We start from the raw sequence: 12,797 nt of genomic DNA on the forward strand, positions 1-12,797 counted from the left end.
GTCCCGCTCCTCGCGCCGTGCCGGCGGACCGCGACCCCGGCGTCGTGCCGGCGGCGCACCGGTGCGGCCGGCAGGGCGGTCACGCCCCGAGGTGCCGTTCGTTCCCGTCCGCCGGCCACGCGGACAGCTCGCGCGTGCTCGCGAACCGCATCGCCCGCCCGCTCAGCGGATCGGTGAACTCCAGAGCTCGCGCGAGCAGTTGCAGCGGCCGCCCGAAGTCCTCGTCCTCGTCCGCCCGCTCGGGCAGCACCCGCGGGTAGACGGGGTCGTGGAGCAGTGGCAGGCCCAGCGCGTTCATGTGGACCCGCAACTGGTGGGTGCGGCCCGTCGCCGGCACCAACCGGTAGCGGCCCAGCACGCCTCGGTGCTCCAGCAGTTGGACGCGGCTCTCCGCGTTCGGCGGACCGGGTTCCTCCCGTGCCGCGATCACCCCGCGGTCCTTCACGATCCGGCTGCGCACCGTCCGCGGCAGTACCACGGCCGGGTCGTACGCGGCCACCGCCTCGTACTCCTTGCGCACCCGGCGGTCCCGGAACAGCGTCTGATACGCCCCGCGGTCCTGCGGCCGCACCACGAACAGGGCGAGCCCGGCGGTCAGCCGGTCCAGCCGGTGCGCCGGCGCCAACTGCGGCACGCCGAGGTCCCTGCGCAGCCGGGCCAGCGCCGTCTCCGTGACATGCCGCCCGCGCGGCATGGTGGCCAGGAAGTGCGGCTTGTCCGCGACGACGATCCGCTCGTCCCGGTACACCACCTCCACCGCGAACGGCACCGGCCGCTCCGGCTCCAGGTCGCGGTGGAACCACACCCAAGCGCCCGGCCGGTAGGGGGTGGCGGCGTCCACCGGCCCGTCCTCCGTGACGAACGCGCCGTCCGCGAGCATCGCGTCCAGCCGCGGCACGCCGACCGCCGCGCCGTAGCGCGCGTACAGGTACGCGCGGACCGTCGGCCAGTCACCCTCCCCGCGCCCGGCGCCGCCGATGCCGCCCCCGGGAGCGGCGCCGGCCACGTCCCCCGGATCGGCTCCGGCCACGTTCCCAGCGCCGGGGAGCCGCAGGCGCACCGGATCGACGCCCGCCCGCTGAGCCAGCGGAGCGGGCGGTGCCTTGCGGCCCGGCCTGCGCGCCATCGTCCTGTTCGTCTCCTTGTATGTCCGGTCGTTTGCCGTGGGCGGCCGGTCGTATGTCGGGTGTGAGTGTCCGGTGTGCGTGTCCGGGCGTTTCCGGCCGGTTTCCGGGCGCCGCCCGCCGTCCAGGCTACGGCGCGCGGGAGTGCAGGCCGATGATCGCCGGAGCCGGGTGAGAGCGCTCTCTTGACGTGTTGGCGTGTACACGACTTCAATCGTTGTCGGTCAGTCCCACACCCCCACTTGGACGCAGCCCCGTGCTGCCCGTCGCCCCACCTCCGGAGCCGACCATGTCCGATCACGCACGACAGTCCCCCCATTCCTCCTCCGCACGCCTGGCGTCGCTGCTGCGGCGCTGGCGTGCCGTCGCCCTGGCGGTCGCTCTCGGTGCGGTCGCCCTGTTCGGCGCCGAGGCCCCCGCCGCGCAGGCCGTCACCGTTCCGCCGCCGCCGTCCGGCTGGTCGACGGTCTTCAGCGACGACTTCTCCGGCGCCTCGGGCAGCGCGCCCAACGGCTCGAAGTGGACGTACGACACCGGCCCCGGCTCGAACTTCGGCACCGGTGAGATCGAGACGATGACCAACTCGACGAGCAACGTCCACCTCGACGGCAACGGCCACCTGAACATCACCGCCCTGGGCAGCGGCAGCAACTGGACCTCGGGCCGGATCCACACGCCCACCGCCCTGGTGGGCGCGCCGGCCGGCGGCAAGCTCGAGGTGACCGCGTCGATCCAGCAGCCCTCGCCGGCCAACGGCCTCGGCTACTGGCCCGCGTTCTGGATGCTGGGCTCCGGCCAGTGGCCGGAGAACGGCGAGATCGACATCATGGAGGACGTCAACGCCCTCTCCGAGGTGGCGGGCACGGTCCACTGCGGCACCTACCCGGGCGGCGTCTGCAACGAGGGCAACGGCATCGGCAGCGGCCTGCGCGGCTGTTCCGGCTGTCAGAGCGGCTTCCACACGTACACGATGATCCTGGACCGCACGAACACCTCGGCCGAGTCGATCACCTTCTACCTCGACGGCTCTGCCTACTTCACGGTCACCGAGGGCCAGGTCGGCGCCTCCACCTGGCAGCAGGCGTTCGACCACAACATGATGATCATCTTCGACCTCGCCATGGGCGGCGGCTTCCCGAACGGCGTGTGCGGCTGCACCTCGCCGAGCGGGTCCACCACCTCCGGCGGGACGATGAGCGTCGGTTACGTCGCCGCCTACTCCACCAGTGGCGGTGGCGGCAACCCGCCGCCGTCCAACGGTGCGGCCATCACCGGCTACGCGGGCCTGTGCCTCGACGACCGCTCGGCCAGTACCGCCAACTACAACCCCGTGCAGGTCTACACCTGCAACGGCTCCGCGGCCCAGCAGTGGACCGTGGTCCAGGCCGGCAGCACCCTGCACGTCCTCGGCAAGTGCCTGGACGTGTACGCGGCCGGCACCGCCAACGGGACGGCCGTCGACCTCTACGACTGCAACAACACCGGATCGCAGGTGTGGATACCGCAGTCCAACGGGTCGTTGTACAACCCGCAGTCCAACAAGTGCCTGGACGACACGGGTTGGTCCACCACACCCGGCACCCAGGTGGAGATCTGGGACTGCACCGGCGGCGCCAACCAGGTCTGGCACCTGCCCTCCTGACCGCGCCCGCCCTACGCGCGAAAGCCCGCACCTTATATAAGGTGCGGGCTTTCGCGTTCCGCCGTCCGCCACCGAGCCGGCCACTGTGCCCCAGGCAGGATTCGAACCTGCGACACCAGCTTTAGGAGAGCTGTGCTCTATCCCCTGAGCTACTGGGGCGCGGACGCGCCAGGTCGTGGCAGGCGGCGCGTCGACAGTGTACCGGCTGCGCGTGGCTGCCGAGGAGCAGGAGCGCTGCGCGGACTCGGGGCGCGGACTCCGGACACGGACTCGGGGCGCGGGCAGGGGACGCCGGTCGTGAGCGGCGGGGGCCGCGGGTGGCCGAACGGTTGCGGAACGTCACCTGGGTGCCGGCCGGAATAGGGGTGCACCCTCCTCCGTTGAGGGTGATTGAATGGTCAACCAAATGGGACGGGTGAAAGTGATGCAGTTCGGAATCTTCACTGTCGGCGACGTCACGACGGACCCCACCACGGGACGCACGCCGAGCGAGCACGAGCGGATCAAGGCCATGGTCGCGATCGCTCAGAAGGCGGAGGAGGTCGGCCTCGACGTCTTCGCGACCGGCGAGCACCACAACCCGCCGTTCGTACCGTCATCTCCCACGACCATGCTCGGATACGTCGCCGCCCGGACCGATCGTCTGATCCTCTCCACGTCCACGACGCTCATCACCACCAACGACCCGGTGAAGATCGCCGAGGACTTCGCGATGCTGCAGCACCTGGCGGACGGCCGCGTCGACCTCATGATGGGCCGCGGCAACACCGGCCCGGTCTACCCGTGGTTCGGCAAGGACATACGCCAGGGCATCGAGCTGGCGGTGGAGAACTACGCCCTGCTGCACAAGCTGTGGCGCGAGGACGTCGTCGACTGGGCCGGGCGCTTCCGTACCCCACTGCAGTCGTTCACCTCGACGCCGCGCCCGCTGGACGGCGTGCCGCCGTTCGTCTGGCACGGCTCGATCCGCAGCCCGGAGATCGCCGAGCAGGCCGCCTACTACGGTGACGGCTTCTTCGCGAACAACATCTTCTGGCCCAAGGAGCACTTCAAGCGCCTGATCGAGCTCTACCGCGACCGGTACGCGCACTACGGGCACGGTACGCCGGAGCAGGCCGTCGTCGGCCTGGGCGGCCAGGTGTTCATGCGGAAGAACTCGCAGGACGCGGTGCGCGAGTTCCGGCCGTACTTCGACAACGCCCCGGTCTACGGGCACGGGCCGTCGCTGGAGGAGTTCACCGACCAGACCCCGCTGACCGTCGGCTCCCCGCAGGAGGTCATCGAGAAGACGCTGGCCTTCCGCGAGACCTTCGGCGACTACCAGCGCCAGCTGTTCCTGATGGACCACGCGGGCCTGCCGCTGAAGACGGTCCTGGAGCAGCTCGACATCCTCGGCGAGGAGGTCGTGCCGGTGCTGCGCGAGGAGTTCGCCAAGGGACGCCCGGCGCAGGTCGCCGAGGCCCCCACCCACCAGGCGCTGGTCGCCCGGCGCGACGCGGAACTGCAGGAGGTCCAGGCATGACGAAGACGCTGGTCGCGGTCGCGGCGGGGCTCAGCCGCCCCTCCTCGACGAGGCTGCTCGCCGACCGGCTGGCCGGCGCCGTCCAGCAGCACACCGGCGACCCGGACACCCGGGTGCAGGTGATCGAGCTGCGCGAGCTGGCCAACGAGATCGCCCAGAACATGGTGACCGGCTTCCCCGGGCCGCGGCTGCGCGACGCCGTGGAGGCGGTCACCTCCGCCGACGGGCTGATCGCGGTGACCCCGGTGTTCACCGGCTCCTACAGCGGGCTGTTCAAGTCGTTCTTCGACATCGTCGACAAGGACGCGCTCGCGGGCACGCCGGTGCTGATCGCCGCCACCGGCGGCACCGCGCGGCACTCCCTGGTGCTGGAGCACGCCATGCGGCCGCTGTTCTCGTACCTGAGGTCCGTGGTCGTGCCGACCGCCGTCTACGCGGCCTCGGAGGACTGGGGCACGGGCGGCGACGATGCCCTGGCCGGGCGTGTCGACCGCGCGGCGCGGGAGCTGGCCTCCCTGGTCGACGCGCGGCCCGCCCACCCGGACGTCCCCGACGTCGACGTGCCCGTCGTGCCCTTCGCGCAGCAGCTTGCGGCACTGGCCGTGGGCCAGGAGTGACGTGCACGCGTGGGTGACCTCCCGCCCGCCGGGCCGACCGCCACGGACGAGTGACCTGCGGGTCGCGGCGGTGCGGCCCGGTCACCCGGGCGAGGTGCGGCCGCACGGAAAGCACGCGATCACTCGCGAGGGTGGCATGCCGGGCCCCGGCTACGGCGAAGTCACCCTCGTGGCGCGCGGTTGACGGGTGTCGTCGAGGAACTCGATGATCGCCAGCGCCGCGACCGCCACCAGCGCGATCCAGAAGACGACCAGCCCGGTCGGGTAGGACCACACCAGCATCACGATCGCGGCCACCACCACGACCGCCCACCGCAGCGCGTACCGGTAGCGGTGCACCCACGGGCCCACGGGCCCCAGCGTGGTGATGCCCAGCCCCTGCCGTACCGCGCCGATGCCGGACTCCCACACGTCGCGCACCTTCAGCGCCCACCGGCCCGGCCCGCTCACCCACGCGCCGAGCGCGACGACCACGCCCAGGACGATCACGGTGCGCACCGACAGCCGCAGGAAGCGGACGAGCTGGTCGTAGATCGCGCCGGCCGCCCGCTCGTTCGTGTTCGCGGGCAGATGGTTGAGGTAGACCACGCGGAACACCGTCAGCGCGATGCCGAGAAGGACCGCGCCCACGGCGAAGGCCAGCGCCGCCGTCACCAGCGCGCGTCTGCGGCGCACCGCGAGCAGCACGCCGCCGGCGGCGAGCACGACCGCGATCACCGGCAGCCAGTTCCCGATGATCTGCAGGAGGCGGAATCCCGTCCTGGCGTTCTTCACGTCCTGCGACTTCACCAGGGTGTAGTCGGTGTGCACGGTCGGGATGTGCGCCACGACGCCCAGCCCGCGGTTCGCCAGCCTGGCCTTGACCTGGTCGACGACCGGGGCCAGGTCCAGCACCACGGCGTCGCCCCGCACCTTCACCGCAGTGTTGTTCTCGCCGGTCAGCGCCCCGGTGAACGCGGTGTGCGCCTGGCGGTTCAGCTGCGTCCACAGCTGCGCGAAGGCGTCGGTGGCCACGAAGTTCGCCACCGTCTGGTGCACGAAGTCGCCGATGCCGCTGGTGATGGGGCCGCGCAGGTTCCCCAGCGCGCTCTCCAGCCGCGGCCGGTCGGACGGGGTGACGTTGGACAGCAGCGAGTTGATGTCGACGTGCGCCATGACGGCCTCCGTCACCCGGTCGGTGACCGCCGCCTGGACGTCCGGGTGACGGGCGAGCGGGGCGACCGTCGCCACGTAGCGGTCGGTGTCCGCCATCAGGTCGGCCACCCATACGGCCACCGCGCTCAGCGGCACGAGCACGGCGGCGACGGTGATGAGCACCGCCGAGAAGAACGAACGCCAGCGGTGCCGCGGGGTCACCCGTTTACGCAGCGAGGCGAGTTCCGCGCGCTCGTCCTCGGCGAGCGGTTTGCCCTCCTGCGAATCGCCGTCCTCCGCTTCGCTGCCCTCCGGTTCGCTGCCCTCGGGGTCGTCGTCCGGGGGGAAGCGGTCGGCACGGGTCGCCATGTGCGTTCTCCCCTCATATGACGGTCGGACAGCGGGGTCCTGCGGTCATCGGACGAAAGGGCCGTCCTCTCATCAGAAAACGGCCATCGGCCGCTGCCCGCCCGCCGGGTTACTGCGTCCGGGCGCCATGCGCCGTGCGGGCACGCCGGACGGCCTACACCAGCCGGTGATGATGTGCTCGTCGGGTCACGCCAACCGAGTGACGGTGAGTTAGCCGTATGAGATGGCCGGTTACTCATCGTTGTGTCCGAGCCGCACCTCAGCGGTGCGGCCGAACACTCCGTGACCGTCATCGCCACCTGGGACGGTCGTCCGATGACGGTCGCGGGTGAGCTCCCGCTGGTCGGACCGGCTGCCGCCGTAGGGGCCGTGGAACGGGGGAGCCGCCGCCGCGGCCGGTTTCGGGGACCGGCCGCCGGCGGCTCCTCGCCACGTCACCACCCTGCGACCTGCGGCACCTCCCCCACATGGCGGAGGTGCTGACCTGCGCTTAGCGTGGGAGCCAGGGGGCGCGCAGTCGCGCAAAGGGAGACGCATGCCATGGTCCGCAGTACGCAGGACACCTCCACAACCGCCCACACCGGGCGCGGAGCCGGCAAGGCGGCAGGCAAGGACGCCGACGGCTCGCACCTCCGATGGTGGGTGCTCGTCGTCGTCGGCATCGCCCAGCTCATGGTCGTGCTCGATGCGACGATCGTGAACATCGCGCTGCCGTCCGCGCAAAAGGATCTCGGGTTCTCGGACGGCAACCGCCAGTGGATCATCACCGCGTACGCGCTCGCCTTCGGCTCGCTGCTGCTCTTCGGCGGCCGGCTCGCCGACCTGGTGGGACGTAAGAAGACCTTTCTCACCGGCCTGGTGGGCTTCGCGGTCGCCTCGGCCATCGGCGGCGCCGCACCCAGCTTCGAAGTGCTGGTCACCGCCCGCGCCGCACAGGGCGCGTTCGGCGCGATCCTCGCGCCCGCCGCCCTGTCACTGCTGACGACGACCTTCACCGTTCCCAGAGAGCGGGCGAAGGCGTTCGGCATCTACGGCGCGATCGCCGGCGCCGGAGCCGCGGTCGGCCTGCTGCTCGGCGGCATCCTCACCGAGTACCTCGACTGGCGCTGGTGCCTGTACGTCAACCTGATCTTCGCCGCGCTGGCGTTCATCGGCGGCGCACGCCTGCTGCGCTCCGGCGTACCGGGGGACCGTCCCAGCCTGGATGTGCCCGGCACGCTCATGGTCACCAGCGGTCTGTTCTGCATCGTCTACGGCTTCTCCAACGCGCAGCGGCACCCCTGGAGTGCGCCCACCACCTGGGCGTTCCTCCTGGCCGGTGTCGTCCTGCTGCTGGGGTTCGTGCTGTGGCAGCAGCGCGCGAAGCATCCGCTGCTGCCCATGCGGGTGGTGGGCGACCGCGACCGAGGGGCGTCGTTCCTGGCGATGTTCCTGTCCGGCGCGGGCATGTTCGGCGTGTTCCTGTTCCTGACGTACTACATGCAGCGCACCCTGCTGTACTCGCCGATCAAGACCGGGCTGGCCTTCCTGCCCCTGGTGGCCGTCCTGGTCGTCGCCTCCGTGGTGGCGCAGAACTCGCTGCTGCCGCGCGTCGGCGCCAAACCCATCGTGCCGCTGGGCATGCTGTTCGCCGGCGGAGCCATGGCGTGGTTCACCGGGCTCGACGCGAACAGCACCTACGCGGCGCACATCCTTCCGCCGCTGATGCTGCTCGGTCTCGGCCTCGGCCTGGTCTTCGCCACCTCGATGAACCTCGCCACCTCCGGGGTGCGGCCGAACGACGCCGGTGTGGCGTCGGCGATGGTCAACACCAGCCAGCAGGTGGGCGGCTCGGTCGGCACCTCCCTGCTCAACTCGCTGGCCACCACCGCCGTGACCAGCTACCTCGTCGGCAAGCGGCCCACTCCGGCCGTGGTCGGCCAGGCGCAGCTGCACAGCTACACCGTCGCGTACTGGTGGTCGGCGGCGTTCTTCGCCGCCGGTGCGCTGATCACGTTCCTGCTGTTCCGGCCGGGCCCGCCGAAGGCGATGCAGGGCGATGGCGGGGGAGCCCCACCACCGGCGGTGTGAGCCGGGCTCCAGCGCCCGATTCCCAGCGGAACCCCGGCCCGGCCGGGGTTCCGCTCCGTTCGCCGTGATCGCCCGGCCCATCCGTATGGCGGAACGTCCGGCCGGAACATGCTCTATACAGCTATCGTTCCCGCCATGACAGCCAACGGGACGGACGCCGCCCCCGGCGGCAGCACACCGGCCGTCGTCGCCGCGCTCGACGGCGCGAGCGTGCGCCGCTACACCACCGGTCAGGTCATCCTCGACGACATCACCTGGACGGTCAGGTTCGGCGAGCACTGGGCGCTGCTCGGCGCCAACGGAGCCGGCAAGACGACGGTCCTGCGGCTGATCGGCGCGCTGATGCACCCGACCACCGGCACCGTCGAGGTGCTCGGCCACCGGCTGGGCCGCGTCGACATGCGTGAACTGCGCGCGCGGATCGGCCTGGTGTCCTCCGCGCAGAAGGTCCCGCAGGACGCCACCGCGCACACCGTCGTCCTGACCGGTCACAGCGGCACCGTGCAGCCGCTGTGGCGCACGTACGACTCCGAAGTGCGCGACCGCGCCCACGCGCTGCTCGCCGAACTCGAGATCAAGGACCTCGCCGACCGCGCCTACGGCGTCTGCTCCGGCGGGCAGCGCGCCCGCATCCTGGTGGCGCGGGCGCTGATGGCCGACCCGTCGCTGCTGCTGCTCGACGAGCCGTTCAACGCCCTCGATCTGCCCTCGCGTGAAGATCTGATCGACGCCATGCACGGGCTCGCGGTCACCCGTTCGGGTCTGGCGACGATCACCGTCACCCATCACCTGGAAGAGTTGTCGCCCGCCATCGGGCACGTGCTGCTGCTCAAGGAGGGCAGGGTGCTGACTTCGGGCGGTGCCGAGCAGGTGCTGACCGCGGACTGGATGACCGCGTGCTTCGGACGGCCCATCGAGGTGAGCCGTCACGAGGGGCGCTGGCTGGCGCGCTCGGGGCGCCGCTGAGGCGGTCGGCGTGGCCAGGGCCCGTCCGGTCAGCGCAGCCAGGGGACGTCGGCGCCGTCGGGGCCGTGCAGGCCGTCCGCGATGATCCGGGAGATCTCGGCGAGCTGGGCGGTCTGATCATCGGTGAGACGGTCGAAGATCGCGGCGCGCACGGCGTCGACGTGACCGGGTGCGGTGCGCACCACCTCGTCGTATCCGGCGTCGGTCAGGACCACCACCTGCCCGCGCCGGTCGGACGGGCAGCTCTCGCGGCGCAGCCAGCCGTTGCCCTCCAGACGGCTGACCGCGTGGGACAGCCGCGACCGGGTGATCTTCGTCCGCTCGGCGAGCTCGGTCATCCGCATGCTGCGGCCGGGCGTCTCCGACAGCGTGCTGAGCAGTGCGTAGTACATGTGCGGCATGCCCGCGTCGCGCTGGAGCTGGCGGTCGAGGTGGTCCTCCAGAAGCGTGGTGGCCTGCAGGAACGCTCGCCATGCCGCCTGCTCGTCTTCTGTCAGCCATCGCATGCTGTTCATGATAGAGCTACTTCTTGAAGCTTCAATAAACTGACGCCCCGGCGATCATGTGACGATCCGACGCAGATGTGGCGCAAATGTGATGCGGCTCACATGATGAGCGGGAAATATCCGGGGACCGACTCCCCGTTTAGCCATACGAGTGCGAAACGGGGAGTCGTTGTCCGTTTCTGTTTCAACAGTCTGTATCACCCTGTATCACCCTGCGCGGCTCTCACACGGGGAGCCGCACCGGACGACCGACCAACCGAGGGGAGCGCGCCGTGATGACCGACCTGGACGCCGTGGCCAAGCCGCGCACGGCGCGCCTGCGCGCCGACGCCTCCCGTAACCGCGACCGCATCGTCGCCGCGGCCACCGAGGCGCTCGTCGAGTTCGGGCCCGACGTCCCGCTCGACGAGGTCGCCCGCAGGGCCGGCGTCGGCAATGCCACCCTCTACCGCCACTTCAGCGACCGCGGCGAACTCGTCCGCCAGGTGGCGCTCTCGGTGATGGCTCGCACCGCGAAACGCGCGGAGGACGCCCTCACCGAGGAACCCGACGCCTTCGCCGCCCTCTACCGCTTCGTGTTCGAGGCGGCCGAGGAGCGAATAGGCGCCCTGTGCCCCATGCTCTCGGAGGCCTTCGACCGCGAGGACCCCGACGTGGCCGGACAGGCGGAGCGTATGGAACGCGCGATCAACGCGATCCTGGACCGCGCCCAGCGCAACGGGCTGCTGCGTCCCGACATCGCCGTCGGCGACCTGATGGTCGCCATCACCCAGCTGACCCGGCCGCTGCCGGGCACCGGGTGCGCGGGTTTCGACCGCTTCGTCCACCGGCACCTGCAGCTCTTCCTTGACGGGCTCCGCGCGCCTGCGCGATCGGTGCTCGTGGGGACCGCCGCGACTCTGGAGGATCTGAAAGCCGGCAGAAACTAGTTCGCACGCCATCCCCGTCGGGCTGTAGCGTTGACGACTTCGTCAACGCCGAGCCGTCGGCGTCACCGGATCGGGTCTCCGCACAAGGACCGGTCCGCAGGCCGATCCCGACCCGAGAAGCCACCGACGTCAGAGAAGACCGCTCGTCCTCCCGGACGCCGGCAACGGATCCAGGTTCCGGATCCACGGCCGGACGAACTCGCTGACACACGTCCCCACGTCCTGTCACTCCGCATCCCTTTAGTGAGACCAGTCATGCCTGAAACGCTCAAGCCCGATCCCAAGCGGTGGACCGCGCTGATATTCATCGCGATCGCCCAGCTGATGGTGGTCCTCGACGCGACCGTGGTGAACATCGCACTGCCGTCCGCCCAGGCCGACCTCGGCATCTCTGACGCGAACCGCCAGTGGGTCGTCACGGCCTACACCCTGGCCTTCGGTGGCCTGCTGCTCTTCGGCGGCCGCGTGGCGGACCTGTGGGGACGCAAGAACACCTTCATCGTCGGCCTGTTCGGCTTCGCCGCGGCCTCCGCCATCGGCGGCGCGGCGGTGAACACGTCCATGCTGCTCGGTGCCCGCGCCCTGCAGGGTGTCTTCGGCGCACTGCTGGCGCCGGCCGCCCTGTCGCTGCTCGCGGTGATGTTCACCGACGCCAAGGAGCGCGCCAAGGCCTTCGGTATCTACGGCGCCATCGCCGGTGCCGGTGCCGCCGTCGGCCTGATCCTCGGCGGTGTCCTCACCGAATACCTGAACTGGCGCTGGGCTCTCTTCGTCAACATCGCCTTCGCCGTCGTCGCCATCATCGGTGCGGGCCTGTACATCCGTGAGCCGGCCCAGGGCCGCAACCGCAACCGCCTGGACGTCCCCGGCGTGATCCTCGCCAGCGCCGGCCTGGTCTCGCTGGTCTACGGCTTCACCCGTGCGGCGTCCGACGGCTGGGGCGCCGGCCTGACGATCGGCCTGTTCGTCGCCGCCGCCGTCCTGCTCCTCGCCTTCGTCGTGGTCGAGAGCCGGGTCAAGGCCCCGCTGCTGCCGCTGCGTGTGGTGACCGAGCGCAACCGCGGCGGCGTCTACCTGTCGCTGGGCCTGGCCGTCATCGGTATGTTCGGCCTGTTCCTCTTCCTGACGTACTACCTGCAGATCGTCATGGGCTACAAGGCGCTGACCTCCGGGTTCGCGTTCCTGCCGATGGTCGCGGGCATGATCGTGGGCTCCACCCAGATCGGTGCCCGGCTGATGCTGCGTGTCCGTCCGCGCTACCTGATGGCGCCGGGCTTCCTGGTCGCCGCGATCGGCATGGCCATCCTGGCCCAGATCAAGGTGGACTCCAGCTACGCCGCCGTCCTGCTGCCCGGCCTGGTCCTGATGGGCCTCGGCATGGGTACGGCGTTCATGCCGGCCATGAGCATGGCGACGCACGGAGTGCGCCCGGAGGACGCGGGTGTCGCGTCCGCCATGGTCAACACCTCGCAGCAGGTCGGCGGTTCCATCGGTACCGCGCTGCTCAACACCCTGGCCGCCAGCGCCACCACCTCGTGGATCGGCAGCCACCTGACCAGCCCGGCCGACCTCAAGAAGCAGCTGTTCATCAACGAGGCCGCCGTGCACGGCTACTCCGTCGCCATCTACTGGGCGACGGGCATCCTGCTCCTGTCGGCCGTGCTGGCCTTCGTCCTCGTCAACGCCGGGGTGCAGAACAACCCCGAGCGCACCGAGGGCGACGACTCCGTCGAGGACGTCGCGGTGCCCGTCATCGCGCACTGACACGCACGAGTGACAGGACAGGACAGGTCCTGACGCGGTGGCGCCGCGAGAGCCCGCCACCGCGTGAGCACGTGAGCACGTGAGCGTGTGAGAACGGCAGGTCCCCGCCGCTCCGGTCATCCGGAGGGACGGGGACCTGCCGTTTCGTCGTACC

The 12,797-nt window shown here is 70.8% G+C and carries 10 protein-coding genes and 1 tRNA gene; 7 read left to right on the plus strand and 4 right to left on the minus strand.

Annotated features, from left to right (window positions below):
• Nucleotides 1-79 precede the first annotated feature (79 nt).
• Nucleotides 80-1,126: a pseudouridine synthase gene (locus BMW99_RS01090; protein ID WP_075016057.1), complete on the minus strand. Its 1,047-nt coding sequence runs from the start codon at nucleotides 1,124-1,126 to the stop codon at nucleotides 80-82.
• A gap of 287 nt (nucleotides 1,127-1,413) precedes the next feature.
• Between BMW99_RS01090 and BMW99_RS01095 the strand changes: the two genes are divergently transcribed.
• A complete protein-coding gene (locus BMW99_RS01095; protein WP_075016058.1) occupies nucleotides 1,414-2,766 on the plus strand; it encodes a ricin-type beta-trefoil lectin domain protein in 1,353 nt (450 codons plus the stop codon).
• 86 nt (nucleotides 2,767-2,852) lie between these two features.
• On the opposite strand, the gene BMW99_RS01100 is transcribed toward BMW99_RS01095, so the two are convergent.
• Nucleotides 2,853-2,925 (minus strand) — tRNA-Arg (locus BMW99_RS01100).
• A 265-nt stretch (nucleotides 2,926-3,190) separates the two neighbouring features.
• Here BMW99_RS01100 and BMW99_RS01105 point away from each other — a divergent pair.
• Entirely contained in the window at nucleotides 3,191-4,288 is a 1,098-nt protein-coding gene (locus BMW99_RS01105) for an LLM class flavin-dependent oxidoreductase (protein WP_075016059.1), read from the plus strand.
• Nucleotides 4,285-4,905 (plus strand): FMN reductase, encoded by a 621-nt coding sequence (locus tag BMW99_RS01110; protein ID WP_075016060.1) that lies wholly within the window; start codon nucleotides 4,285-4,287, stop codon nucleotides 4,903-4,905. The genes BMW99_RS01105 and BMW99_RS01110 overlap by 4 nt, the downstream gene beginning before the upstream one ends.
• 150 nt (nucleotides 4,906-5,055) lie before the next feature.
• On the opposite strand, the gene BMW99_RS01115 is transcribed toward BMW99_RS01110, so the two are convergent.
• Nucleotides 5,056-6,408, minus strand: a complete 1,353-nt coding sequence (locus BMW99_RS01115; RefSeq protein WP_177226044.1) for a hypothetical protein — start codon at nucleotides 6,406-6,408, stop codon at nucleotides 5,056-5,058.
• Between the two features lie 540 nt (nucleotides 6,409-6,948).
• On the opposite strand from BMW99_RS01115, the gene BMW99_RS01120 reads away from it, so the two are divergent.
• Entirely contained in the window at nucleotides 6,949-8,478 is a 1,530-nt protein-coding gene (locus BMW99_RS01120; RefSeq protein WP_079138285.1) for an MFS transporter, read from the plus strand.
• Between the two features lie 135 nt (nucleotides 8,479-8,613).
• Nucleotides 8,614-9,444, plus strand: coding sequence for an ABC transporter ATP-binding protein (locus BMW99_RS01125; RefSeq protein ID WP_069462769.1), 831 nt, complete (start codon nucleotides 8,614-8,616; stop codon nucleotides 9,442-9,444).
• Nucleotides 9,445-9,473: 29 nt separating this feature from the next.
• Here BMW99_RS01125 and BMW99_RS01130 read toward each other — a convergent pair whose 3' ends face one another.
• Nucleotides 9,474-9,950, minus strand: coding sequence for a MarR family winged helix-turn-helix transcriptional regulator (locus BMW99_RS01130; RefSeq protein ID WP_245791120.1), 477 nt, complete (start codon nucleotides 9,948-9,950; stop codon nucleotides 9,474-9,476).
• Nucleotides 9,951-10,225: 275 nt separating this feature from the next.
• Here BMW99_RS01130 and BMW99_RS01135 point away from each other — a divergent pair, with 275 nt between their 5' ends.
• Nucleotides 10,226-10,879: a TetR/AcrR family transcriptional regulator gene (locus BMW99_RS01135; RefSeq protein WP_069462767.1), complete on the plus strand. Its 654-nt coding sequence runs from the start codon at nucleotides 10,226-10,228 to the stop codon at nucleotides 10,877-10,879.
• A gap of 255 nt (nucleotides 10,880-11,134) precedes the next feature.
• Complete coding sequence (locus BMW99_RS01140) at nucleotides 11,135-12,643, plus strand: MFS transporter (protein ID WP_069462766.1); 1,509 nt, start codon at nucleotides 11,135-11,137, stop codon at nucleotides 12,641-12,643.
• Nucleotides 12,644-12,797: the final 154 nt, after the last annotated feature.

The organism is Actinacidiphila rubida (assembly GCF_900110255.1).
GTDB classification, from domain to species: Bacteria; Actinomycetota; Actinomycetes; order Streptomycetales; family Streptomycetaceae; genus Actinacidiphila; species Actinacidiphila rubida.